Below are 26280 nucleotides of genomic sequence, written 5' to 3' on the forward strand. Positions count from 1 at the left end.
GCTGACACCAAGCGCTGACACCAAGCGCTGACACCAAGCGCGAATGCCATGAACGGACAGACGACACGCCCTTCGCAAGGATGGCGTGTCGTTTTGCGTTCAGGCATAAAGGAAAGGCTGATTGAGGCAAGTCACGACAACAATACGACTCACGACAAGGACTGCTGCATGCCGCGCCCCATCATTCTCGATTGTGATCCCGGCCACGACGATGCCATCTCGCTGATTCTGGCCATGAGTTCAGACGCGCTCGACGTGCTGGCCGTCACCACCAGCGCCGGCAATCAGACCCCCGACAAGACCCTCAACAACGCGCTGCGGGTCCTCACCCTGCTGCGGCGGCATGACATTCCGGTCGCCGGTGGTGCGCCCAAGCCGCTGGCGCGTGAGCTGATCATCGCCGACAATGTGCATGGCGAAAGTGGCCTGGATGGCCCCAAGCTGCCGGACCCCGCCTTCGCTCCTGTCACCCAGAGCGCCATCGAGCTGATGGCCGAGAAGGTCCGTGCCTGTGAGCAGAAGGTCACGCTGGTGCCCTCCGGCCCGTTGACCAATATCGCGCTGTTTCTCTCAGCCCATCCGGAGCTACACCACAAGATCGACAGCATCGTGCTGATGGGGGGCGCGGCAGGTGTCGGCAACTGGACCCCCGCCGCCGAATTCAACATCTTCGTCGACCCCGAAGCCGCCGACATGGTGTTCAAGTCCGGCCTGCCCATCGTGATGTGCGGGCTGGATGTCACCCATCAGGCGCAGATCATGGACGAGGACATCGAGCGGATTCGCGCCATCCACAATCCCGTTGCGCAGTGTGTCGCCGAGTTGCTCGACTTCTTCATGATCTACCACCGTGACCCCAAGTGGGGATTCACCGGCGCACCATTGCATGACCCCTGCACCATCGCCTGGCTGCTGAAGCCTGAACTGTTCACCGCTGTCGATTGCTGGGTCGGGGTCGAGACCCAGGGCGAGCATACCCAGGGCATGACGGTGGTCGACCGTTACCAGCTCACCGGCAAGCCACACAACGCCAGGGTGCTGTTCGATATCGACCGCGAGGGTTTCGTTGACCTGATCGCGCAACAGCTCAAGTGCTATCAATGACTACCGATGACTACCAATGACTACCGATGATCGCCACGCCAGTGCCACTGCGCCACAAGAGCACGGCTATGGCTTCGACTACGACCACGACTACCTGATCGTCGGCTCGGGCTTTGGCGGCTCGGTGTGCGCGCATCGCCTGACCGAGAAAGGCTATCGCGTGGCGGTCATGGAACAAGGCAAGCGCTGGACGCCGGACAACATGCCGCGCTCCAACTGGCGTCTGAGCCGCTGGCTGTGGCGGCCTATGCTGGGGCTGCGCGGCTTCTTCACCATGAGCTTCTTCCGTCACGTCATCGTGCTGCATGGCAACGCGGTGGGCGGCGGCTCCATCACCTATGCGCAGACACTGCTGGTGCCGCCTGCCAAGATCTGGGACAACGGTCAGTGGGCGGGGCTCAATGACTGGCATGCGGTGATGCCTGAACATTACGCCACGGCGCAGAAGATGCTCGGCGTAACGACCAATCGGATCATCGCGCCGGCGGATGATGCCCTGAAACGCATAGCGGAAGTCGCCGGCTGCGAGGACACCTGGTACCCCACCGAGGTCGGCATCTTCTTCGGCCCCGAGGGCGAAAGCGGCACGCCCGCCGCCGGCAGCACCCATCCAGACCCCTACTTCGCTGGCGAAGGGCCTGAACGAAAAAGCTGCATCGGCTGTGGCGGCTGCATGATGGGTTGCCGTCATGGCGCCAAGAACACACTCGACAGAAACTATCTGTATCTGGCCGAGAAGCACGGTGCCAAGGTGCACGCCGAGACCAAGGTTATCGACGTCGTACCGCTCAATGGCAAGACGGATGGTGCCGATGGCTATGTGGTGACGACGGTGCCCTCCACCTTCGCCGGGCTCTATCTTGGCCTGGGCAAGCGCCGTGTCACCTGTCAGTCCATCGTCTTCGCTAGCTCGTCGCTGGGCACCCAGGAGTTGCTGTTCCGCCTCAAGGACAAGGGCTCATTGCCGAACGTATCGGATGCGCTGGGCAAGCGGGTGCGCACCAATGCGGAGTCCTTGATCAGCTGCCGCATGCCGGGAAGTCGCGATGACATGTCCCGGGGCATCGCCATCGGCTCCGGTATCCATATCGATGAGCACACCCATATCGAAGCCACGCGCTATCCAGCAGGCTCCGATTTCATGGGGCTGCTGTTCACCGCGATGGCCAGAGGCAAGCCCGGCTGGACACGCCCTTTTTCCTGGCTGAGCGCGATGGCGAAGCTCTTCCTCGCCAATCCACTGCGCGCGCTGAGATTCCAGCTGCCGTGGGGCTTCGCGAAGGAGACCATCATCTTTCTGTGCATGCAGACGGCGGAGGGCCACCTCGACATGACGCTCAAACGCCTGTGGTACTGGCCATTTCGCAAGGCGCTGATCACCGAGGGCAAGCGCATTCCCACCTTCATCCCCGAGGCGAATGACTTCGTCACGCGTGGCGCCAAGGCCATCGGCGCCATCCCCGGCAGCAGCATCCCCGAGATACTCTTCAACATCCCCACCACGGCGCACTGCATGGGCGGCGCGGCCATGGCGGCCTCCCCCGAGGACGGCGTCTGCGATGGGCAGAATCGCGTCTTCCATTACCGCAACATGCTGATCTGTGACAGCTCGATGCTCGCCGCCAACCTGGGCGTCAATCCCAGCCTGACCATCACGGCACTGGCGGAACATGCAATGAGCCATATCCCGCGCAAGGACTGATCTTCAGGATGCGTGGTGTGGAATGTGCTGATGCAGGAAGTTCTGGTGCAAGAGGTGCAGGCGCAGGAAGTGCTGGTGTAGAGAGAAAGCGACGGCTGGTATCATTGCCCGCCAGCGCCTCAGGCCAGATGCGTACAACGCGCGGGATCGATCAACACGGGAGCACAGCAATGAAACGGGTGTCACTTTTCAGCATGGCAAACTGCCCGCACTGCAAGACAGCCAAGCAGTATCTGGAGCAGCAGAAGATCGGCTTCCGCCTGGTGGATGTCCGATCCCCTGCTGGACAGAAGGAATTCGCCAAGACCGGCTTTCGCAGCGTGCCGGTCCTGAAGATTGGCGATCAGTACTTGAAGGGGTTCAGCGTCAAAGGCTTCAATCAGTTGTATAAGGGTTGAGTGAGGCGCTCTTAGCAGTACAGCGTATCTCGGCATATACCCTGTCTAATGCTATGGTGGGTAGGTTTCACAGTAGATTTAAACATTACAGACTCTTCAGGCTTTCATAATTAGAGCATCCTGCACTAAAATAAATTAAAACGCGAAACGGTCCGAAGAAAAATAAACATAAAAACCAAAATTGATTATCTATGCCACACTTTCACCCTTCACTACAACAAACAGTATTTACTTACAGATTCCTTACAAACAAGTAGCTCAATTAACCCATGAGTTGCCTAAATACATCAGCAGCTAAACGCTGCGCTTCATCATTTTTTATCACGTTCCAAAGCAAACTAGTTAATTTCTTACCTGCTATTTTGTACCATACGACTTTAGGATACTGATCAACTTCAGCTTTACTTCTCAATTGCATCTTCTATTGTTTTTACCTTACTAGGTTCAACATACTTTTCCTTCTCAAGCTCTTGAATTCTCTTATTTAATTCGTCAAGTTGAGAAAAGATTTCTTCCTTTTCGGCTTCACTAAAATACTCATGTTCGCCATAGTCTTTACCATCTATAGCTTCATCTAAACTATTGAGCATTTCATTTAGCTCTGCGTCACTCTTTTCCTTCGAATGCAGGATGTCTTCTCTTAAGTTTATTATCCAATCATAAACTCTACCTACCGCTTTATTGACATCTTCATGCTTATTAGCTTCTTTATGATAATAATCCCCAGGTATCTCTACTGATCTAATATACTTCCTAGAATCTTTACTATCCCTCATTGTTAAGGCATAAATATTTCCTTCAGTATACTCTTCAATTACGAAACTGTATTTTGGCAGCGCTAGGAAAACAATCTCAACCAATCTATCTCCATCTTCAGAGAATGAAACATTAAAATCATGTTCTGAAAAGTGCTCATTATTTAGATTAAATAGAATTGCAGACCTAACAGACCTTTTTAATCTTGGCATATCAGCCTCCACACTGGTCAAACATATCAACTTGAAAGATAAAAGTAATCACGAGATCGAACTACCTAAGCACTCAGCCAATATATTAAACTTTTACTTAATATAAAATATAAACCACATTTCATATCGTCCCAAAGGGCAACACTTATAATAGCAATTACCAAATTACTAAACTATGCAGAATCATGCAATCTCTCAATATTCGCCACCAGATCCGTAAACCTCTCCCCCTGGATATGCACGTGATCCTTTAGCGCCTGCTCGGCAGCAGCGGCGTCGCCAGCTTCGATGGCAGCGACGATGGCTTCGTGCTCGGCGTAGGAGCTGTGCATGCGGTGGCGGACGTGAAGTTGCAGACGGCGATAGGGCTTGAGGATGGCGTGCAGGCGCGTGGCTTCTTCGGTGAGGAAGGCGTTGTGGCTGGCGCGGTAGAGACAGTGATGAAAGAGGCCGTTCTCGTAGTAGTAGCCATTGGCGTCGTCGGCTTCCAGGCGTTCACGGCAGGCAGCGTGGGCGTCCTTGAGTTCAGAAAGCTCCTGCGGGGTGATGCGCCGGGCGGCGAGTCGGCCACACATGGCTTCCAGTTCCGCCATGACTTCAAAGCGTTCCACCAGCTCAGAGACGCCCAGCTGCGTCACGAAGGTACCGCGCTTGGGCACCACCTTCACCATGCCGGAGGCGGCGAGCTGCTGCAGCGCCTCGCGGATCGGCGTGCGGGAGCACTGATACTCGCGACCCAGCGCTTCGGGGTCGAGCTTGGTGCCCGGCGGGAAGCGCCCTTCGACGATGGCATCTTCGAGCAGATCGCGAAGGCGCTGGGTGTGGGACATCTTGATCATCTGCGGCGTCCTTGTACTGATGCTGAGTACTGATGCTGATGCCTTGCGGCCATGTGCGGTGACTGTTGCGCTGACGATGGCGCCAATCCCTGCCGCCCTCCGCCTCAATCCTCTCGCAGACATGCCAACCGGCCATGAGGCCAGTCGCTGCCTTGTCCCCTTGCCTTCATTGAACAGGGGAAGTGGCCGCGCAGGAAACTGACTTTAGTCGTGTCTGGCATGCCAGGACTTGACGCTAACACACCAGACGCCTATCTGTTGTATACAACAAGACGAAGCCAAATATTCAAGTCTCAGACGCCATACTGAGCAATGGATATGCCCCATCATCACAGCTTCGCGTCTCGCGCCTTGAGGAAGACCGCCATGAACATCAATCTGAGTTTTCTGCAGGATCTGCTGACCCATGTCGGCCAGCGTGCTCGCCAGCAGGTTGGCCTCTCACCCGGCGCCGGCAATGAAGACACCGCCCTCGCCCGCCTGACCGAGAGCTGCCACAACCTCACCGAGAGCAGCGGTGAAGCCTCGCGCATCATGATGGCCCAGCGGGCGCTTGAGGATTATCAGCAGCTGGACCACGAGCAGCGCCTCGCCTTCTTCCGCGTGCTGGCCGAGCACTACGCCGCCGATGAAGACCGTATCCACGAAGCCTACGCCGCCTATCGCGACTCCCCCGACAACGCCAACCTGAGTGCGCTGTTCGCCGCCAGCGAACCCAGGCGCCAATCGTTGCTGCGCCGCCTGAACCTGTGCCCTGGCGGCACCTATGAAATCGTGCGCATGCGCGCCGACCTGCTCAAGCTCATCAAGCAGCATCCGGAATTGAAACCGCTGGATGCCGACTTCGCGCACCTGTTCGCCTCCTGGTTCAATCGCGGCTTCCTGATGCTGGAGGCCATCGACTGGAACACCCCCGCCGCGGTGCTGGAGAAGATCATCCGCTACGAGGCTGTGCATGCCATTCAGGACTGGAGCGACCTGCGCGGACGTCTCGACCCCGAGGACCGCCGCTGCTACGCCTTCTTCCACCCGGCCATCGGCGATGAGCCGCTGATCTTCGTCGAGGTGGCGCTGTGCAAGGGCGTGCCCAACAACATCCAGCATCTGCTCGCCAACAGCGGCCAGACCACCGAACGCGAGGCGGACACCGCCGTCTTCTACAGCATCAGCAATTGCCAGAAGGGCCTGAAAGGCATCTCGTTCGGCAACTTCCTGATCAAGCAGGTGGTGCAGGAGCTGCAACGCGAACTGCCCAACCTCAGCCGCTTCGTCACCCTCTCGCCGGTGCCCGGCTTCAGTCAGTGGCTGACACGCGCGCGTGATGAGGAAGGCCTGGAAGTCTCCGATCTGCTGGCCCATCACCTGCAGCACGACGACTGGATGAATGACGAGGAGGCCCAGCAGAAGATGGCGCCGGAGCTGCGTGCCATCGCCGCCCACTATCTGGTCAACGTCAAGCACCGCAGCGGCCAGCCGATGGACCCGGTCGCCCGCTTCCACCTCGGCAACGGTGCCAGCCTGCATCGCCTCAACTGGCCGGGTGACACCTCACCCAATGGCCGCCAGCAGGCACACGGCCTGATGGTCAATTACCTCTATGAGCCACACCGCATCGAGCAGAACCACGAGGCCTTCAGCCGCAACGACAGCGTGGTATGCAGCAGTGAGGTCAAGAAGGAATCGAAAGCCAACAAGGAGCTGGCCAAGGCGCCGAAGCGCGAAACCAGGAAGGAAAGCGATTCCCTGTCCAGTTCGCCCCTGTCATCAAAAGGGTCCGAGCAGTCGCCCGCGACCAGATCGACCACGGATGCCAGCGACAGCAAGTCAGCGCCATCACTCGAGGAATAAGTCACTCGAGGAAAGCGTCACACAAGGAAAGAGCCGCCCGGCAGTCACGCCATCTGCCGGAGCACGCCTGATCAGAACGTCGCCTTGCGTCAACGCCTCATGACAAGACAAGGCTCATGACAAGACAACGCCTCACGACAAGAACAACGCCATTGGAGCCAACGATGTCTCACGCCAACCACGACAACCTCTATCTGCAATTCGCGCGCAACTTCGATGAGCGCCCGGATGCCACCTTCCTCGACACCGTCGAAGGCCACGGCTACACCTTCGCCGAGGCACGCAGCGCCGCCGGTCAGATGGCCACCGCACTACGCGAGCTGGGCGTAGCACCGGGCGACCGCGTCGCGGTGCAGATCGACAAGAGCTGCGAGACCGTTATCCTGTATCTGGCCTGCCTGCAGGTCGGCGCGGTCTATCTGCCGCTGAATACCGCCTACACCGGCGAGGAAATCCGCTACTTCCTGGGCGATGCCGGGCCGCACCTGTACGTCTGTCAGCCCAAGGTGCTGGAGACGGCACGCGCGCTGGGCAAGGAATGTGATGTGCCGCGTGTCGAGAGTCTGGGCACCGAGCAGGACGGCACCCTGATGGAGCAGGCCCGCCAGTGCAGCGCAAGCAGTGAAGTCGAGCCACGCGCCGCCGATGATCTCGCCGCCATCCTCTATACCTCCGGCACCACCGGGCGCAGCAAGGGCGCGATGCTGACCCACGCCAATCTGGCCTCCAACTGTCAGGCGCTGGCCGAGACCTGGCGCTTCACCCGTGATGACCATCTGATCCACGCCCTGCCCATCTTCCATACCCACGGCCTGTTCGTGGCCTGCAACATCGTGCTGACGGTGGGCGCCTCGATGACCTTCCTGCCGAAGTTCGATGCCGAGCAGATTCTCGATCTGATGGCGCGCTCCAGCGTGCTGATGGGCGTGCCGACCTTCTACACCCGCCTGCTGGAATCCGAGCGCCTCAATCGCGAGACGACCGCCGGCATGCGGCTGTTCGTCTCCGGCTCCGCGCCGCTGCTCAGCGAGACCCACAGCGAGTTCAGCTCGCGTACCGGCCACGCGATTCTCGAGCGCTACGGGATGACCGAGACCAACATGAACACCTCCAACCCTTACGACGGCGAGCGGCGTCCCGGCACGGTGGGCATGGCGCTGCCCGGCAGCGAAGTGCGCATCACCGACCGCGAGACAGGTGCCATCCTGCCGCGTGGTGAGACGGGCCTGATCGAGGTGCGCGGTGCCAATGTCTTCAAGGGCTACTGGAAGATGCCGGAGAAGACCGCCAGCGAATTCCGCGAGGATGGCTTCTTCATCACCGGGGATCTCGGCCATATCGATGCCGATGGCTATCTGTGCATCAGCGGCCGCGACAAGGACCTGATCATCTCCGGCGGCTACAACATCTACCCGAAGGAGGTGGAGCTGCTGATCGATGACATGCCCGGCGTCAACGAATCGGCGGTGTTCGGCGTGCCCCACCCGGACTTCGGCGAAGCCGTCTGCGCGGTGGTGGTCATGCAGGCCGGCCACCAGGGCAGTCTCGATGAAGCGGCGGTACTCACCGCCCTCAGCGACAAGCTCGCCCGCTACAAGCAGCCCAAGCGTGTGTTCTTCATCGAAAGCCTGCCACGCAACGTGATGGGCAAGGTGCAGAAGAAACAGCTGCGTGAGGAATATGCACAGCTGTTCGCCCCTGAGCCGGCCCGCTCACACGGCTGAGCCAGCCCTGTCATCTTTTCCACCCCTGTCAGGCCCGACACCTGACACCTTCGTGCCACCGGCATGGCGTGACGCCATCATGTCATGTCGGTGGGTTCACTCAACCTGACGCCTTGCCAGGACAGGCAAGGAACGCCCGATAGTCAGACACGAGACAAGCAAAGACAGGCTCGCCGGCCTGGATGGACGTGACGAATGACACGTATGAGATGACACACATCAGATAGACGACAAGACGCCACACTGATTCACCACCACTTCACCACAACAACAAGAAGGTAATACGCCATGGTGATCTACGGAGTTGCCCTGCTCGCAGGGTGCATGATGGCCGGTCTCGTGATCGGTGATCTGCTTGGAGAAATGCTCAATATCGATTCCAACCTCGGCGGTGTCGGCATCGCCATGCTGCTGCTCATCTTCATTACCGGCGTGCTGAAGGACCGCGGCAAGATGGCCGACAGCACCGCCAGCGGCATCAACTTCTGGAATGCGATGTACATCCCCATCGTGGTCGCGATGGCCGCCAGCCAGAATGTGGTCGCGGCCTTCAGCGGCGGCATGGTCGCGCTGGTCGCGGGCGTGCTGGCGGTGGTGCTGGGGCTGGCCCTCGTGCCGCTGCTGACCGGCAAGCGTCCCGAGAGTGCGCTGGAAGATGACCCGCTCGCCGGCGAGACCCGCTACACGCCGACCAGAACCTCAGTGACGACGGGGGCGCCAGTGCTGGACCGCAACCGCCACGCCTCCTCCACTCCTGCGCACAAACACTGAGGGCCGACCCATGATCGATTCACTCGTCCACCTGTTCGACAAGTATCATCTGGTCGCGGCCTTCGCCGTGATCGGGCTGGCGATGTATGTCGCCTACTGGATCAGCAACCACCTGACACGCGGCAAGCTGCACGGCTCCGCCATCGCCATCATCCTCGGCCTGGTGCTGGCCTACGTGGGAGGCGCGACCACCGGCGGCAGCAAGGGGCTCTCGAATGTCACGCTGTTCTCGGGGCTGGGCCTGATGGGGGGCGGCATGCTGCGTGATCTCGCGATCATCGCCACCGCCTACGGGGTAAACTTGAAGGAAATCCGTCAGACCGGCTTTCGGGGCGTCATCGCGCTGTTCGTCGGCGTGCTGATCTCCTTCATCGCCGGTGGTGGTGTCGCCATTGCCTTCGGCTATACCGACCCGGTCGATATCACCACCATTGGTGCGGGCGCGGTCACCTATATCGTCGGCCCGGTCACCGGTGCAACCCTCGGGGCCAGTTCCGAAGTGGTCGCGCTGTCGATCGCCGCCGGCCTGGTGAAGTCGATCCTGACCATGGTCGCCACGCCGATGACGGCGCGCCTGATCGGGCTCGACAATCCGCGCTCCGCGATGATCTTCGGTGGCCTGATCGGCACCACCAGCGGTGTCGCGGCGGGCCTCGCCGCCACCGATGCCCGCCTGGTGCCCTACGGCGCGATGACCGCCACCTTCTACACCGGTCTGGGCATTCTGCTCGCCCCGACGGTGCTGTTCCTCGCGGTACGTGCAGTGATGTAAGCATCACGCTGACACGAGAGGCGCTGAAACACGACGACGGCGGCATCAGTCAGGACAATACATGTCCCACGCTGATGCCGCCGTCGTGGCGTTTACCGCCCATGTGACTGTCCACTTTACTGCCCAGGCCACACCGTGGCGGCCGGTCGGATCAGCGCGGTCTCACCAATCGCTCCATCACTGCGCGCGCGGCGGGCCACATCACGCTGCCGTGGTCTTCGCCCTCATACAGCTTCCATTGCACCTCGATCTGCGAGCAGCGCTCGCCCAACTGGCGTGCATGGTCGCGTGCGTTGTCGATCATCGCGCGCTGGACACGCAGCCTGTCCCGCTCCGGGTCATTGCGCTGTGGCTGAGGCGATTGCTCGCGTCCGCCAGCGGCGATGTACACCGGACCCGCCGCCTCGGAGCAGGCAAGACGCAGCGGCCAGTTGGCCGGGGCATTCTCCTGCAACCACCACAGCGAAGGACTGATCGCGAAGATGGCGCCGAAGGCCTCGGGCGCCTTCTGCTGGGCATGGAGCGCGAACAGGCCGCCGAGTGAGTGGCCGACCAGCGCAGGCCGCTTGAGATCGAGCGGATAGCGTGAGGCCAGTTCAGGCGGCAGAGACTGGGTCAGGTAGGCGAGGAAATCCTCGCCACCGCCCGTCCCCTCAGGGGCCGTGCCGGTGGTGAGCGGTGGCGTGAAGTCCTTGAAGCGTTGCTTCGTGACGATGTCACGCGCCGCCTTTGCCTGCCCGTCCGTCGCGCCCGCATAACCGACCGCGACGATGGCGAGATCTGACGGCGCCTTGTCAAAGCCACGGCGTCCCAATATGTCGCGCGCTGCCGTGAACAGATCCAGGTGACGATTGCCATCCAGCACCAGCAGTACCGGATAGCCGCCTTCGGGCGGTGCGACCTGCGGCAGCGCGACCTGGATCAGGTAGTCATGTCCCGTGGTGGATGAGTGCTGCGTGAATGCGGTCGTCGTTCCCTGCAGCACCCTGGCGTCTCCCATGTGGCTCATGACGGGGCCTGATGACAGCAGCACGCCTGACGTCACTCCTGCCATCACCCACCGGCGCCCCCAACCTCGCAGTCGGTCGTGCAAGCGGTGGTGCCATCGGCGGTGGTGCCATCGGTCGTGCAACGGTGGACGAGTGCGAGAAGGACGTCCCTGTCCTTCCCTCACTGCCGTTGTCGGGCAGAGGCTAGTCATGCTCAGAACTCGTACTTGAGGGTCGCGACGGCGCTGGCCGGACGTCCCACGAAGTTGAAGACACTGGCCGAACCGGCACGCACGTAATATTCACGATCGAACAGGTTGTAGACGTTGAGCTGGCCACTGAGTTTGGGCGTGAACTGATAGCCCAGCATGGCATCGAACACCGCATAGCCCGGTGCCTGGATGGTGCCCTGGGTGCTTTCGAAATCGCTCAGCGCCGTCATGCCGGCACCGACGGACACGCCATCCAGCAGGTTGCCCTCGAAGCGATACTGGGTCCACAGATTGACCATGTTGTTGGGCATCAGCATCAGCAGCGCATCGGAGCTGCCGGCTTCCAGCACCTCGGAATCCATGTAGGTGTAGCCGAAGATAACATCCCACTGCGGCGTGATGTTGCCGGCCAGCTCAAGCTCCGCACCGGTGATGCGCATCTTGCCGGAATCCACCGAGTAACTGACGCTTCCGTCGGTCGACGATGCCGCACGGTGACTGTCGGTCAGCTGGAAGCCACTGATGCGTGCATTCAGCGCACCATCCAGATAGCTGCCCTTGATCCCGATCTCGTATTGCTCGCCTTCGCGCGGGTCGATCAGGTCGCCATCCTCGTCTTCGCGGGTCTGCGGCTCGAAGACTCTGGAGTAGCTGGCATAGAGGGAGTGGTCGGCGTCCAGGTCATAGACGATACCGCCATAGGGCGTGACGGCGGTGTCCTGCATGTCGCTGCTGCCGCCGTTGAGCTTGTCTTCAGTCTCGGCCGAGAACTGGCTGACGCGCGCACCCAGTATCACCGCCAGCGGTACCACGGGACGCAGTGTCACCTTGCCGTACAGGCCCTGCTCTTCCAGGGTGGTCTCGGTGCGCGACAGGCTATAGCCGCTCACGCCATCACGGGCATTGCCGAGAATGTCGACATAGGACAGAGAGTTCAGCTCACTGATGGTGGCGCTGGAGCCGGTCAGGTTGCTGGTGCGCGCAGCGGTGGTATCCGATTCCGATGTCTTGTAATCGACCCCGACCACGAATTCGTTCTGGTTGCCGAAGGCATCGAAGCCCTGGGTGTAGCTGGCATCCACGCTCACCGAGGTCTCATCGGTGAAACCGGCATAGCCCGCGACACTGCTCAAGTCGCCGCTGTCACTGAGCGCGGAGCCACTGTAGGCGTAGTTGTAATCCGCATTGCGATCACTGTAACGCGCCGCCAGTCGGCCATAGCCACGTGAGCTGAAGCGGTGGGTCAGCTCGGCGATCACATCGGTGGAATCACTCTCGAAGCTGTTCCAGTCCGTGCCGTAGAACGCCGAACGACGGCCATAGGTGAAGTTGTTGTCACCGTCGACCGGCTGACCCTGATTGACGGTAATGTCCTTGGTGTTGTGGATCACCCCCAGTGACAGCTCGGTATTCTCGTCGAGATCGATATCCAGCGCGCCATAGAAATCATTCAGCGTGTTGTCGTTGTCATCCACCCATTGCGCCTGCTCGGTGTAGCGAGTCACCAGGCGACCGCGGATACGGCCCTGTTCATCGATGGGCCCGGAGATATCGACACTAACGCTTCGGTCTTCCAGCGTACCGACACTGCCGCTGATGGAGCCCTGGAAGGTATCGGTCGGGCGCTTGCGCACCAGATTGATGACCCCGCCCAGCTCACTGGTGCTGTTGAACAGACCGGACGGCCCACGCATGACCTCGACCCGGTCGATGGCAGTCAGGGATGGCACCGAGCCCGTCAGACTCGACATCGGCGCGGACAGCCCATCGATGCTGTAGGCATCGTATTCATAGCCACGCGCGAAGATCGAGGAGCGACCGCTGTCATTGTTCAGCACCCGCACTCCCGGCGTCCGTGCCGCCAGCTGATCCAGGGTGACGAAGTTCTGGTCCTCGATGGCGTCATGGGTCACCACGCTTACCGACTGCGGAATGTCGCGCAGCGAGGCCGGCACCTTCGAGCCCACCGTGGCAGCGTCAACGCTGTAGCCGCCGCTCTGCTCACTGGACGCCATGTCATACAGGCGCAGCCCCGTCACCCGCTGGGTATCCAGCACCATCGTCGCGTCTTCCGCCTGTGCCGGCAGACTGACCAGCGCCACACCTGCCCCGATCATCAGACGACGCGTGCCTGCCCCACACAGACCGCGTCCTCGTGCATTCACCTTCTTCATCGTGTCCCCTTGCCTCTTGTGTCTCTGGTTATCGCCACTAATGATAATTATTTGCATTTAATGTGCTGACGGGGCATTTTGGCACTCCATGACGACAAAAACCTTTGCGGAACCCTCCCTGATGTTTGCAGGTGCGACAAGATGAGCCTTACTCCCCCCTCGGGCCGGGCTGGCACGGTCTCGCCCGCCTCCCCAGTTGCCCCCGCCAGCCCTCACCATCCCGCAAGCGCGCGCCACCGGATCATCGAGCTCGATCACGTGCACCGCATGGCGCGAGCGCTGACCAGCGACCACCAATGCCAGCCCGCCGAGGGCCAGTCCGCTGACGGCGCCTTGATCGGCAACATGCATCTACAGGAAGCGCAGCCGGGCCTGTTCATGCGCCTCAACCGCGTGCGCAAGCGGGCGGATCTGATGATTCGGTCCAGTATCGAGCCATCGCTGAAGATCGCCGTGGTGTGGCGAGGGGAGCCCAGGGTCAGTTTCGGGCCACAGTGCCATGCGCTGAAGCCGGGACGTGCACTGTGCATCGCCCTCGACGAGCCCACCGAATTCCGGCTGAACAGTCTCAAGGGAGCCCACGAACACAGCGCCATCCTGACGCTGACGCCGGCCTGGCTGAAATGGCACCTGAACGTCTCCCGTGCCAGTGAGGTGATGTCCCACATGCGCCACCTGGCGCATTTCCACTGGTGGCCGTCCCCCCGTCTGCTGGAGCGACTGGACACCTTCAGCCGACAGCGGCCCACCTCCCCGGCCCAGCGTCTGGGAATTGAATCGCTGGCGCTGGAGGTGATCAGTGAATGTCTGGCGGCCAGACCGGCCCAGGCGGATGACACGACACGGCATCCCCCGCAGGAGACGACAGACTGGAAGGAAACGCTGGAAGACTGGATCCACAATGGAGAAGTCGCCTATCTGAGTCAGACGGAGATCGCCGCTCGTCTGGGCATGAGCGTGCGCCAGTTGCAGCGCCGCTATCGCGACGCCTATGGCCAGACCATGACGCAAGACCTGAGACGGCGACAATTGATCCGTGCCGCTCACCTGCTGCAGGACCGCAAGCTCACGGTGGAGGCCGCGGCCGAGATGGCGGGGTATCGCAGCGCCGCCAATTTCGCCACCGCCTTTCGTCGCCAGTTCGGCGTGCCACCCAGTCAGCGACCTGTCGTGACGGCGTGAACGACGCATGGACCTGCAGATGTCCCGTTGCTAATGTTGAGCGTCGTCGCGGCATGCGCCCCAGTTGGCGGTGGAGGCAAAGCGCAGCCACATAGGGACGAACGGCAACAGCACGCACGAAAACCGCACCACATAACAAGATTTCGCCACGCTCTCGCACAAGGACACTGTCATGTCGGTAGACAACATGAAGCTGGAATCCCTCGCCCTGCATCACGGCTACACCTCGGAAGCCACCACCAAGGCGGCGGCGGTGCCGATCTACCAGACCACCTCCTACACCTTCGATGACACCCAGCACGGCGCGGATCTGTTCGATCTCAAGGTGCCGGGCAACATCTATACCCGCATCATGAATCCGACCAATGACGTGCTGGAGCAGCGCATGGCCGCCGTCGAAGGCGGTATCGCGGCGCTGGCGGTGTCCTCCGGCATGGCGGCGATCACCTATGCCATCCAGGCACTGGTACAGGTAGGCGACAACATCGTCAGCACCAGCCAGCTGTATGGCGGTACCTACAACCTGTTCGCCCACAGCTTGCCGCGTCAGGGGGTCGAGGTGCGCATGGCAGCCTTTGATGATTTCGCCGCACTCGAAGCGCTGATCGATGACAAGACCCGCGCCGTGTTCTGCGAGTCCATCGGCAATCCTGCCGGCAACATCGTCGACCTCGAGCGTCTGGCCGAGATCGCCCACAGGCATGGCGTGCCGCTGATCGTCGACAACACCGTTGCCACCCCGGTGCTGTGTCGTGCCTTCGATCACGGCGCCGACATCGTGATCCACTCGCTGACCAAGTACATCGGCGGCCACGGCACCACCGTGGGCGGCATCATCATCGACTCCGGCAAATTCGACTGGGTGGCCAACAAGGATCGCTTCCCGATCCTCAACGAGCCGGACCCCTCCTACCATGGCGTCGTCTACACCGAAGCCTTTGGCCCGGCCGCCTATATCGGTCGCTGTCGTGTGGTGCCGCTGCGCAATACCGGCGCCGCCCTCGCCCCGCACAGTGCCTTCCTGCTGCTGCAAGGCCTGGAAACCCTCAGCCTGCGCATGGAGCGCCACTGCAGCAATGCGCTCACGCTGGCCGAATACCTTCAGCAGCATCCGAGTGTCAGATGGGTCAACTACGGCGCCCTGCCGGACAGCCCCTATCATGCCACCTGCCAGAAGATCACCGGCGGCAAGGCCTCCGGCATCATCAGTTTCGGCATCAAGACGGACGCGACAGGGGCCGATCAGGCCGAAGCCGGGCGAATCGCCGGCGGCAAGTTCATCGATGCACTGCAGATGATTCTGCGCCTGGTGAATATCGGCGATGCCAAGTCGCTGGCCTGCCACCCGGCCTCCACCACCCATCGCCAGCTCAACGAGGAAGAACTGGCCAAGGCCGGCGTCTCGGCGGATCTGATTCGCATCTCGGTGGGGATCGAGCATATCGACGACATCATCGCCGATGTCAGCCAGGCGCTGGACAAGGCGGTGGCCTGACCCGAGCGCGACTCTTGAACGACAGTCAGGCGCCATTCAGACGCCAACCAGGCCGCCTCAGCGACATATCAGCGCCCGCGAAGACACGTCTCTTCGCGGGCGCCTTGCATTGCAAGCGGGTGCCCTGCATTGCGCATCCCGATGACTGCTGCCTCTCTCAGGCCTGTTGGAACTGAAATGGGCACCAAGCAAGATAACGGTATATACATAACTGACTCTCAGATGGGCAGGACATGCAGACCCAGCATAAATTTGGTTAATACCAAGAATAAGAATTCGCAACTACCGAAATACACGAGCAGAACACACTCTTGGGTCAAGGCGTACACAGAGACGCCTGTCACGACGATAACAACTCCAAGAGGTGTCCCGATGAAATCCGTCCCGCTGAAGCCTGCCCTGCTGACCGCTGCCATCACGGCGGCCTGCGCCCTGCCGCTGAGCGCCGCCCAGGCCCAGGATATCAAGCTCGGCCACGTGCTGGCGCCGACCCATAGCTGGAACATCGCGGCGGAAGGCTTCGCCAAGGATGTCGCCGAGGCCACCGAGGGCCGCGTCAATTTCCAGGTCTTTCCCAGTGGTCAGCTCGGCAACGAGAAGACTGTCGTCGAAGGCATGCAGATCGGCAGCGTGCCGGCCGGCGTGATCGGCTGTGGTTCCTTCCAGCCGCTGGATGCGCGCTTCGGCATCGTCGAACTGCCCTACTCCTGGCCGGACCGCGAACACGCCTACGCCGCCTATGACGGCAAGCTGGGCGATGCGCTCGAGGACATCGCCGACGAGCACAACATGAAGATCCTGTCCTGGTGGGAGAACGGCTTCCGTCACGTCACCAACAATCGCGGCCCCATCACCACCCCGGAAGACCTCGCTGGCCTGAAGATTCGCGTCACGCCGGACAAGATGCGTCTGGACACCTTCACCGCGCTGGGTTCAAGCCCGGCACCGCTGTCCTTCGGTGAGCTCTACTCCGCACTTCAGCAGGGCGTGTTCGATGCCCAGGAAAACCCGCTGGCCATCATCTATTCCTCCTCGTTCAGCGAAGTGCAGGACTACGTCTCCCTCACCGGCCACGTCTGGGCACCGGCATGTCTGACCATGTCCAACTTCACCTGGAATCAGCTCTCCGAGCAGGATCAGGCCGCGGTACAGAAGAGCGCCGACGAATGGCGTGACAAGCAGCGCGCGATGACCCAGAAGGATGACGCCGAGCTGGTCGCCAAGCTGGAAGAAGCCGGCATGCAGGTCAACGAGGTCGATACCGCGCCCTTCAATGCCAAGGTGCAGGGTGTGTGGGCCGAGTATACCGACGTCTTCGGGCCTGAGCTGATGGGCCTGGTCGAGCAATACCGCAAGGGCGAGTGACGATGTCTTCCGCCTCTCCCTCCGTCAAGCCGCTGGCCGTGTTGTGTGCCGTGCGTACCTTGATGATCACCCTCTCACGTTGGAGCTGCCGGGGCTGTCTGGCCCTGGCTGCCAGCGGCGTGGCCGCGCTGTCGGCACTGGTGATCTGGACCGTCTTCATGCGCTGGGTCATGGGTCAGCCGCCGCACTGGGCAGAAGAATTGCCGCAGCTGGTGCTGGTATGGACCACCCTGCTGGCCGCGGTGTCCTGCACCCGCAACCGCACTCACCTGAGTGCGGGCCTGCTGCCGCTGCTGGTGCGCTCGGTACGTATCCAGCGCATCACCGGACGCATCACTGACGCCATGATCCTGATCATGCTGGTGTTGCTGGCCAAGGCAGGCATGGACCTGACCGCCATCACCATGCGCCAGACCACCACCGCGCTGCAGATTCCGGCCGGCATCGTCTATCTGTCAGTGCCGCTGTGCTGCACCGCGATGGCACTCGTCCAGCTTGAGCATCTGTTGAGCCCTTCAGCGATCGGAGCCGAGGCTCACAAGATGGATGCCACTGCGCCTGACAACGCTTCCTCTCGCCAAGGAGATGCCCCATGACTCTCGGCGCCCTGGCTCTGCTCGGCGTATTCGCGCTCGGCATCCTCATCGACATTCCCATCGCCTTCGCGCTGTTGATGTCGGCCCTCTTCTATCTGCTGGCCTTCGGTGCCGCGCCCATGATGGTCTCGGCGCAGCAATTCGTGGCCGGAATGGAAAGCTTCACCCTGCTGGCGATCCCGCTGTTCGTGCTCGCCGCCCAGTTGATGAATCGCGCTGGCCTCACTGAGCGCCTGGTACGCCTGTGCATGGCGATGGTCGGTGATATCCGCGGCGGCCTGGCGGTGGTCGCGGTGCTGGCCTGCATGATGTTCGGCGCGCTGTCCGGCTCTGGCGTGGCAGACGTGATCGCCATCGGCAGCATGCTGCTGCCCACCATGGCCCGCAATGGCTATGACAAGGGCTTCAGCAGTGCGCTGGTCGGCACCGCCAGCTCCATCGGCACCGTGATTCCGCCCAGCATCGTGATGATCGTCTACGGCACTACCTCCAATACGTCGGTGGGCCAGCTGTTCATGGGCGGCATCATCCCCGGCCTGATGCTGACGGTCGCGCTGGTCGGCGTCGCTCTCTACATGTCGCGCAAGCATGGCTGGTCGGGCGGTGTCGCGGCCCGTGTGCCCGGCGAGCGTCGCCGCGCGCTGCTCAGTGCCATGCCGGCGCTGATGGTACCGGTGATGATCATCGGCGGTATCCGCTTCGGGGTCTTCACGCCCACCGAGGCCGCCGCCTCCGCGATTCTCTACGCCATCATCATCGGCACCTGTGTCTATCGCAGCCTCACCTGGCAGGGCTTTCTGGACAGTGTACGCGCGACCGCCGAGACCACCGGCGCCATCCTGCTGATCATCGGTGCGGCCGGCATGTTCGCCTGGGGCCTGACCTACGAGCAGGTACCGCAGGCCATCGCCCAGCTGATCGGCGAATTCACCGACAGCCGCATCAGCGTCCTGCTGCTGCTGACCGCCGTGCTGCTGGTGCTGGGTTCCTTCATGGAAAGCGTGGCGATCATCATCATCGTGACGCCCATCGTGATGCCGCTGCTGGCGCAATACGGCATCAGCCCGGTGCACTTCGGGGTGCTGCTGACCGTCAATCTGGCCATCGGCGCCAACACGCCACCGCTGGGCATCGACCTGATGGCCGCGTGTCGCATCGCCGGCATCAACGTCAGCGACTCGCTGCGTCCGTTGGGCCTGATGCTGGGCGCGATGCTGACCGTGCTGATGCTGATCACCTTCATTCCGGAACTCGTGCTGTTCCTGCCCAACCTGATGGAGGGCTGAGCGATGACCTCTCTTGCCACTCAGCCCCTCCCGCAGCGCTGGCTTTTCGTGCCCGGCGATGACGCTGCACGACTGGAAGCCGCGCTCACCAGCGGTGCCGATGCCATCGTGGTCGATCTCGAGGAGTTCACCCCGGCCGTCGGACGCGAGCTTGCCATCAGCCGCTTCGCCGAATTCGCCAGACGCGCCCGTGCCCTCGAGATATGGCCGTGCGTGCGTCTCAACCGGCTCACGCACGGCGGACATGACGAGCTGGCTGAACTGATCAGCACCGCCCTGGGTGATTACACCGGGATTCCTGCCGCCATCTTCCTGCCCGCCGTCGAGCAACGCGCCCAGCTGGCAGCGCTGGATGACGCCCTCGCCGAGCAGGAAGACCTGCATGGCCTGCCGCGGGGTTGTCTGAAGAGCCTCGCGACGCTGGAAAGCCAGGCCGGACTGCTGGCCGCCGAGGAACTGCTTGCCCCGGGCGATGACACGCCACGCCTGCTGGGCGCGCTGATCGGTACCGGGGATCTGGCCGCGGATCTCGGTCTGATGCCGGATTTGCCCGTCGCGACCATCACCGAGACGCTCAAGCCGTGGCGCGAGCGGCTGGCGCAGGTCTGCCAGCGCCACGAACGACTGGCCATCGATGGCCCATGGCGCTGGCAGCACGGCTTGGGCACCGACCAGCACTGGGCCAACCAGCAGGGGTTCAAGGCACGCTGCGTCATCCACCTCGAACAGCTCGAAGCGCTCTATGACCTTATGCCCGCTCGCGGCGCTGACCCGATGCCCGCTGGTGGGACGCAGACCTGATGCCTGTCGACAGCATCGCGCCTAAGCACTGAACCGTTGTCCTACCGAGCGCCGCACCGGATGCATTACCGCTTCAAGGCACCGATTTCTCAGTACCGATTTCTCAGTACCGATTTCTCAACACCGAATTATCAACATCGAATTCTCAACAACAACGAGAGCACTCCCATGACTCAGGCCGCGAACACCTCCTCCGCTTCCACTCTGCCGCTGCGCAATGGCGGGCAGATCCTCGTCGACCAGATCCGTCTGCACGGCACCAAGCGTGTCTTCCTGGTGCCGGGCGAAAGCTACCTGCCGTGCATCGATGCGCTCAATGAGCACAAGGGTGCCATCGAGCCCATCGTCTGCCGCCAGGAAAGTGGCGCGGGCTATATGGCAGAGGCCTACGGCAAGCTGACCAACGAGCCGGGCGTGTGCTTCGTCACCCGTGGCCCGGGCGCCACCAACGCTTCCATCGCCGTGCACACCGCCTATCAGGATTCCACGCCGATGATCCTGTTCATCGGTCAGGTCGGTGGCGACTTCATCGAGCGCGAAGCCTTCCAGGAAATCGATTACCGCCGCATGTTCGGCGAGATGACCAAGTGGGTCGCGCAGATCGACGACACCTCACGCATTCCGGAATACATCGCCCGCGCCTATCAGGTGGCGCGCAGCGGCCGTCCGGGGCCGGTGGTGCTGGCACTGCCCGAAGACACCCTGTGGGGCGAAGCCCAGGTCGCGGACGTCAAGCCGCACCCGCGTCTGGCCACCTACCCGGGTCAGCCGCAGCTGGATGAGCTCAAGCGCCTGCTTGCGACTGCCGAGCGCCCCTTCCTGCTGGTCGGCGGCAGCGGCTGGACCCGCGATGCCCAGGTCGCGCTGGAAGGCTTCGCCCAGCGCTTCGATATTCCCACCGGTGTCGCCTGGCGCCGTCTGGAGTGCGTCGATGCGGAACTGCCGCAATTCGCCGGTCATGTCGGCATGGGCATGCATGACGCACTGCGCCAGCAGCTGGTCGAGAGTGATCTGGTGATCGCCGTTGGTACCCGTATCGGCGAAGCCACCAGCGAAGGCTACAGCTGGATCCAGTCGCCGGTGCCGACCCAGAAGCTGGTGCACATCTATGCAGACCCGGAAGAGCTGGGCCGTGTCTATCAGCCGACGCTGGCCATCAACACCGACGTCAACGGCTTCTCACTGGCGCTCTCCACGCTGTCACCGGACAGCGCACCGCGCTGGTCTGACATCACGCGCGAGGCACGCGCCGCCTATCTGGCCACGCTGGAAGAGCAGCCGTCGCCAGGCCCGCTGAGCCTGGACAAGGTCAGCCTGACCGTCGATCGCATCCTCGATGGCAAGGGCTGCATCAGCGTCGGCGCCGGCAACTACGCGCTCTACGCCCACCGCTATGTGCGCTTCCGTGGTCTGGGCAGTTCACTGGCCCCGACCGTCGGTTCCATGGGCTATGGCCTGCCCGCCGCCATTTCCAGCAAGCTCGAGTTCCCGGAACGCCCCGCCGTCTGCTACGCCGGTGATGGCTGCTTCCAGATGAACCTGCAGGAACTGGGCGTGGCGCTGCAGTATCGCCTCGGCATCGTGGTGCTGGTGTTCAACAACGGCATGTGGGGCACCATCCGCGCCCACCAGGAAAACGACTTCCCGGGCCGCGAGATCGCGCTGACCTTCACCAATCCGGACTTCGCCGCGCTGGTCACCGCCTACGGCGGCCTGGGTCAGGTGGTGGAGAAGGACGAGGACTTCGAGGAGAGCTTCACGCGCGCGCTGGAATTCGCCGACCGCGAGCGTCTGCCGGCCCTGATCGAGCTGCGCTATGACCCGGACGGCATCGCCCCGGGCAAGCTGCTGAGCGGCATCCGCGAAGATGCTCTGACACGCAACGACAAGGGAGGTATCTGACATGAGCACATCCTCAACTCAAGCGACTCAAGACGTGCTGGACTCCCTCGCCCTGCGCGTCGATGGCAAGCGCCTGTGGGATGCGCTGATGACACTGGCCGAGATCGGAGCCACGCCCAAGGGCGGCAACTGCCGTCTGGCCCTGACCGAAGAAGACCGCGCCGGCCGCGAGCTGGTCACCGGCTGGCTCGAGGCTGCTGGCCTGACGCTGCGCGTCGACGAGATCGGCAACCTCTTCGCCCGTCGTCCCGGCCGCAATGACAGCCTGCCGCCGGTCGCCACCGGCAGCCACATCGACACCCAGCCCACCGGCGGCAAGTTCGACGGCTGCTTCGGCGTGCTGGCTGGCCTTGAGGTCATGCGCGTGCTGGATGAACACGGCATCGAGACCGAAGCCCCGCTGGAAGTGGTGATCTGGACCAACGAGGAAGGCAGCCGCTTCGTGCCGGTGATGATGGGGTCCGGCGTGCATGCGGGCCTGATTCCGCTGGAGAAGGCCCTGGCCGCCACCGACCGTGACGGCGACAGCGTTGCCGCATCGCTTGAGCGCACCGGCTATGCCGGCGACGTGGCGGTGGGTAGCCATGATTTCGGCGCCTATTTCGAGGCGCATATCGAGCAGGGCCCGGTGCTGGAGCAGGAAGAGATCACCATCGGCGCCGTCACCGGCTCGCTGGGTCTGCACTGGTTCGACGTGGTGGTCAGCGGTCAGGAAGCCCACGCCGGTCCGACGCCGATGTCCTACCGTCGCGATGCGCTCAAGACCGCCTGCGCGCTGGTCAGCGATATCCTGACGCTGGCCGATGCCTACCAGCCCAATGGCCGCGTCACCTGTGGCGAATTCAATGTGCATCCCAATTCGCGCAACGTGATTCCGGGCCAGGTGCGCTTCAGCGTCGACCTGCGTCATCTGGAACCGGCGGTACTGGCCGAGATGCACGACCAGCTCAAGGCGCTGTGCCTCAAGCATCACGCCGCCAACCAGAGCGACAAACAGCGCGTCGATGTCGAACTGATCGAAGTACAGCACATTCCGCCGACGCCCTTCGCGCCGGAACTGATCGAGATGGTGCGCAGTGCAAGTCAGGAGCTGAACCTCAGCTTCCGCGACATGGAAACCGGTGCCGGTCACGACGCCGTGCAGATCGCCGGCATCAATCCGGTGGCGATGATCTTCGTGCCCTGCGAAGACGGCATCAGCCACAACGAGAGCGAGAACGCCGAGCCTGCCGATCTCGAAGCCGGTGCCAACGTGCTGCTGCTGGCGATGCTCAAGCGCGCCGGTGTCGTCAGCCGCGGCTCTCTCGCCGACAGCGCCAACGCCACGACCGTGGAGAACACCCAATGAGCACTGCCACTGCTTCGACCACTGCCGCTCCGCTGACCCATGCCGACTGGCAGCAGCGCGCGGCAGCGCTGACCTTCGAGACGCGTGCCTTCATCGACGGTGCCTATGTGGAAAGCACCGGCTGCGACACCTTCCCGGCCTGGAATCCGGCCACCGGCGACGTACTGGCGCATGTCACCGCCTGCACCGAGCAGGACATCGACCGCGCCGTGATGGCGGCGCGGCGTGCCTTTGACTCCGGCGTGTGGTCGCGCCAGTCGCCCCAGGCGCGCAAGGCCGTGCTGCAGCGCTTTGCGCAGCTGATCCGCGACAATGCCGAAGAACTGGCCCTGCTGCAGACACTGGAGATGGGCAAGCCGATCGGCGACAGCCTGGGCTTTGATCTGGTGGAAACCGCGCGCGCGGTGGACTGGTACGCCGAGGCCATCGACAAGCATTACGACGAGATCGCGCCCACCGGCGAGAACGTGCACGCCACCATTACCCGTGAAGCGCTGGGCGTGGTCGCGGCGGTGGTGCCGTGGAACTTCCCGCTGATGATTGCCTCCTGGAAGTTCGCGCCGGCGCTGGCGCTGGGCAACAGCGTGGTACTCAAGCCGGCCGAAGCCTCGAGCCTGAGTGCGCTGCGTCTGGCGGCACTCGCCGATGAAGCTGGCCTTCCGGCGGGTGTGTTCAACGTCACGCCGGGCCTCGGCGCGGTGGCGGGTCAGGCGCTTGGCCTGCACATGGAAGTCGATGCGCTGGCCTTCACCGGCTCCACCGCGACCGGCAAGCGCTTCATGCGCTACGCCAGCGACTCCAACTTGAAGCGGGTGTGGCTGGAGTGTGGCGGCAAGTCACCGCATATCGTGTTCGCCGATTGCCCGGATCTCGATCAGGCCGCACGCGCCGCCGCCGACGCCATCTTCATCAATCAGGGCGAAGTCTGCATCGCCGGTTCGCGCCTGTATGTCGATGATGCCATCTTCGATGACTTCATGCCGCGCTTGATCGCCTGCGCCCGCGCCATGCCGGCCGGTGACCCGCTAGACCCGGCCACGCGCATGGGCGCACTGGTCAGCGCGGACCACCACGAGAAGGTGCTCGGCTTCGTCGAGACGGCACTCGCGGAAGGCATGACGCTGCATCAGGGCGGCCGAGCCATCGCGCCCAGCGACGCCACCGCCGGTGGCTGGTATCTGGAGCCGACCATCGTGGAAGGCAGCCAGAACAGCACCGTGATGCGTGAGGAAATCTTCGGCCCGGTGCTGGGCGTGACCCGCTTCAACGGCGAGGAAGAGGCCATCGAACTGGCCAATGATTCCATCTATGGGCTGGGCGCTGGACTGTGGACGCGCGACCTGGCGCGCGCCCATCGTGTCTCGCGGCGTTTGAAGGCGGGGCTGGTGTGGGTCAACTGCTACGCCGATGGCGATATCAGCGTGCCCTTCGGTGGCGTCAAGCAGTCCGGGTTCGGGCGTGACAAGTCACTGCACGCGCTGGACAAGTACTCCGACCTGAAGACCACCTGGATCAATCTGGCCTATTGAACCGTCGGTTGCCCCCCCCGAGGGTCGCCCCCGAAGCGCCGCTGCCACCCGGACTCTCTGGTGACAGCGGCGCGGGCCATTCAGGGCGGGCTTCAAGACGGGCTTCAGGGCGGGCTTGAGAGCAAGGTCTTGATCGAGCGCCAGGGCTGATTCAAGTAGCGGGTGCGCCGTCGCTGCCCAGCACGGCATTGGCGTCCGGCAGCTGCATTTCCAGCCCACGATGCAGACGCTCTTCCAGCGGCACCTTGGCCAGCGCGTTGTGCAGGAAGTCGACGAAGGTGGATTCGGCGGCACTGAAACGCGCTTCGCGGTGCCACATCAGATGCAGGTCGATATCCGCCACGCCCCCATAGGGTGGCAAGGGCCACAGCTGCCCTTCGTCGATTTCGCGCCGCACGGTGTGTTCCGGCATGCAGCCGATGCCCCAGCCGGCCAGCACCATGCGGCGGATTTCCTGCAGGCTGCTGGATTGACCGATCACCGGGCCCTGCAGGCCCTCGCGGGCGCGGAACATCGCCAGCGGTGACAGCACGCCATCGAGCTGCTCACTGCCAAAGGAGACATAACGTTCATTGCGCAGCGCCTCCAGCGGTAGATTCTGCTGACCGAACAACGGATGCATGCGACCACAGAAGTAGCGGTAGCTCTGGCGCGCCAGCACCTGGGACATCAGTGGCTCCGGGGTCTGCTGGGCCAGACAGATGCCCAGCGCACCCTGGCGCTGCAACAGACCCTGCTGCACCTCGTGACTGGACATCTCCTGGATCGAGAAGGTGACCTGGGGGAAACAGCGATGAAAGCGCGCGAACACGCTATCAAGGAATCGGCATTCGATGCCGGTAATGAAAAGGAGCGAGACATGCCCGGAAATCTCCGTATGACTGTTGCCCACCTCAGAGGCGAGACGCGCCACGTTGGCGTAGATCTCCACCGCCTCGCGATAGACCACCTGCCCCGCCCCCGTCACGCGAAAACTGTGGCTGTCACGTTCGATCAGTCGCTGCCCGAGACGTTCTTCCAGACGCTTGAGTGACAGACTCACCGCTGGCTGTGACAGGTAGAGACGCGCCGCGGCCCGACTGACGCTTTCCTCCTGGACGATGACGATGAAGGTTCTCAGCAGGTTCCAGTCCAGCGTGTCATGGATGGGTCGCATGGCGATTGTTCCTGTCCCGAAAGTGGCGCGGCCGGCAAGAGGGCAATGAAACGCACTCTCGGCGGCATGCCAGATGGTAATAATGTCTGCACCGCGTCACCAACGTCTGCCCTCGAGTG

The 26280-nt window shown here is 62.3% G+C and carries 21 protein-coding genes; 16 read left to right on the forward strand and 5 right to left on the reverse strand.

Annotated features, from left to right (window positions below):
• The first annotated feature begins 168 nt into the window (after nucleotides 1-168).
• From rihA to ACZYGA_RS07930, 3 genes are all read left to right on the forward strand, one after another.
• Complete coding sequence (rihA, locus tag ACZYGA_RS07920) at nucleotides 169-1104, forward strand: pyrimidine-specific ribonucleoside hydrolase RihA (RefSeq protein ID WP_479398773.1); 936 nt, start codon at nucleotides 169-171, stop codon at nucleotides 1102-1104.
• 16 nt (nucleotides 1105-1120) lie between these two features.
• Nucleotides 1121-2806: a GMC oxidoreductase gene (locus tag ACZYGA_RS07925; RefSeq protein ID WP_479398775.1), complete on the forward strand. Its 1686-nt coding sequence runs from the start codon at nucleotides 1121-1123 to the stop codon at nucleotides 2804-2806.
• Nucleotides 2807-2976: 170 nt separating this feature from the next.
• Entirely contained in the window at nucleotides 2977-3204 is a 228-nt protein-coding gene (locus tag ACZYGA_RS07930; protein ID WP_479398776.1) for a glutaredoxin family protein, read from the forward strand.
• A gap of 401 nt (nucleotides 3205-3605) precedes the next feature.
• Here ACZYGA_RS07930 and ACZYGA_RS07935 read toward each other — a convergent pair whose 3' ends face one another.
• Entirely contained in the window at nucleotides 3606-4172 is a 567-nt protein-coding gene (locus tag ACZYGA_RS07935) for a hypothetical protein (protein WP_479398778.1), read from the reverse strand.
• 173 nt (nucleotides 4173-4345) lie between these two features.
• Nucleotides 4346-5011 (reverse strand): GntR family transcriptional regulator, encoded by a 666-nt coding sequence (locus ACZYGA_RS07940; protein WP_253064867.1) that lies wholly within the window; start codon nucleotides 5009-5011, stop codon nucleotides 4346-4348.
• Nucleotides 5012-5377: 366 nt separating this feature from the next.
• Between ACZYGA_RS07940 and ACZYGA_RS07945 the strand changes: the two genes are divergently transcribed.
• From ACZYGA_RS07945 to madM, 4 genes are all read left to right on the forward strand, one after another.
• Complete coding sequence (locus ACZYGA_RS07945) at nucleotides 5378-6859, forward strand: malonyl-CoA decarboxylase (protein WP_479398780.1); 1482 nt, start codon at nucleotides 5378-5380, stop codon at nucleotides 6857-6859.
• Between the two features lie 164 nt (nucleotides 6860-7023).
• The gene (locus tag ACZYGA_RS07950; RefSeq protein WP_479398782.1) at nucleotides 7024-8583 is read left to right on the forward strand and encodes a malonate--CoA ligase; all 1560 of its coding nucleotides are present in this window, start codon (nucleotides 7024-7026) and stop codon (nucleotides 8581-8583) included.
• A gap of 288 nt (nucleotides 8584-8871) precedes the next feature.
• On the forward strand, nucleotides 8872-9354 hold the full coding sequence (gene madL, locus ACZYGA_RS07955; protein WP_166018193.1) for a malonate transporter subunit MadL: 483 nt from the start codon (nucleotides 8872-8874) through the stop codon (nucleotides 9352-9354).
• 10 nt (nucleotides 9355-9364) lie between these two features.
• Nucleotides 9365-10126 carry a malonate transporter subunit MadM gene (madM, locus tag ACZYGA_RS07960; protein WP_479398784.1) on the forward strand — a complete coding sequence of 254 codons (762 nt, stop codon included), beginning with the start codon at nucleotides 9365-9367 and terminating at the stop codon, nucleotides 10124-10126.
• 151 nt (nucleotides 10127-10277) lie between these two features.
• On the opposite strand, the gene ACZYGA_RS07965 is transcribed toward madM, so the two are convergent.
• Together ACZYGA_RS07965 and ACZYGA_RS07970 are read right to left on the reverse strand one after the other, a co-directional pair.
• Nucleotides 10278-11159, reverse strand: a complete 882-nt coding sequence (locus tag ACZYGA_RS07965; protein ID WP_479398786.1) for an alpha/beta hydrolase — start codon at nucleotides 11157-11159, stop codon at nucleotides 10278-10280.
• 170 nt (nucleotides 11160-11329) lie between these two features.
• Nucleotides 11330-13501, reverse strand: coding sequence for a TonB-dependent siderophore receptor (locus ACZYGA_RS07970; RefSeq protein ID WP_479398788.1), 2172 nt, complete (start codon nucleotides 13499-13501; stop codon nucleotides 11330-11332).
• Nucleotides 13502-13642: 141 nt separating this feature from the next.
• Between ACZYGA_RS07970 and ACZYGA_RS07975 the strand changes: the two genes are divergently transcribed.
• The 9 genes from ACZYGA_RS07975 to ACZYGA_RS08015 all read left to right on the forward strand — a co-directional run bounded on the left by ACZYGA_RS07975 (nucleotide 13643) and on the right by ACZYGA_RS08015 (nucleotide 25005).
• On the forward strand, nucleotides 13643-14683 hold the full coding sequence (locus ACZYGA_RS07975; RefSeq protein WP_479398789.1) for a helix-turn-helix transcriptional regulator: 1041 nt from the start codon (nucleotides 13643-13645) through the stop codon (nucleotides 14681-14683).
• Nucleotides 14684-14870: 187 nt separating this feature from the next.
• A complete protein-coding gene (locus ACZYGA_RS07980; protein WP_479398900.1) occupies nucleotides 14871-16178 on the forward strand; it encodes an O-acetylhomoserine aminocarboxypropyltransferase/cysteine synthase family protein in 1308 nt (435 codons plus the stop codon).
• Between the two features lie 372 nt (nucleotides 16179-16550).
• Entirely contained in the window at nucleotides 16551-17543 is a 993-nt protein-coding gene (locus ACZYGA_RS07985; RefSeq protein ID WP_479398791.1) for a TRAP transporter substrate-binding protein, read from the forward strand.
• 2 nt (nucleotides 17544-17545) lie between these two features.
• On the forward strand, nucleotides 17546-18139 hold the full coding sequence (locus tag ACZYGA_RS07990; RefSeq protein ID WP_479398793.1) for a TRAP transporter small permease: 594 nt from the start codon (nucleotides 17546-17548) through the stop codon (nucleotides 18137-18139).
• Nucleotides 18136-19425: a TRAP transporter large permease gene (locus tag ACZYGA_RS07995; RefSeq protein ID WP_166018205.1), complete on the forward strand. Its 1290-nt coding sequence runs from the start codon at nucleotides 18136-18138 to the stop codon at nucleotides 19423-19425. Before ACZYGA_RS07990 ends, ACZYGA_RS07995 begins: the two co-directional genes overlap by 4 nt.
• 3 nt (nucleotides 19426-19428) lie before the next feature.
• Nucleotides 19429-20226, forward strand: a complete 798-nt coding sequence (locus ACZYGA_RS08000; protein WP_479398794.1) for an aldolase/citrate lyase family protein — start codon at nucleotides 19429-19431, stop codon at nucleotides 20224-20226.
• Nucleotides 20227-20394: 168 nt separating this feature from the next.
• Complete coding sequence (locus tag ACZYGA_RS08005; RefSeq protein ID WP_479398795.1) at nucleotides 20395-22128, forward strand: thiamine pyrophosphate-binding protein; 1734 nt, start codon at nucleotides 20395-20397, stop codon at nucleotides 22126-22128.
• A gap of 1 nt (nucleotide 22129) precedes the next feature.
• The gene (locus ACZYGA_RS08010; protein WP_479398797.1) at nucleotides 22130-23476 is read left to right on the forward strand and encodes an allantoate amidohydrolase; all 1347 of its coding nucleotides are present in this window, start codon (nucleotides 22130-22132) and stop codon (nucleotides 23474-23476) included.
• Nucleotides 23473-25005, forward strand: coding sequence for an aldehyde dehydrogenase (locus ACZYGA_RS08015; RefSeq protein WP_479398798.1), 1533 nt, complete (start codon nucleotides 23473-23475; stop codon nucleotides 25003-25005). The genes ACZYGA_RS08010 and ACZYGA_RS08015 overlap by 4 nt, the downstream gene beginning before the upstream one ends.
• 151 nt (nucleotides 25006-25156) lie before the next feature.
• Here the strand turns inward: ACZYGA_RS08015 and ACZYGA_RS08020 are convergent, their stop codons facing one another.
• Entirely contained in the window at nucleotides 25157-26161 is a 1005-nt protein-coding gene (locus tag ACZYGA_RS08020; protein ID WP_479398800.1) for a LysR family transcriptional regulator, read from the reverse strand.
• Nucleotides 26162-26280: the final 119 nt, after the last annotated feature.

Source organism: Cobetia sp. BL01, from assembly GCF_056493605.1.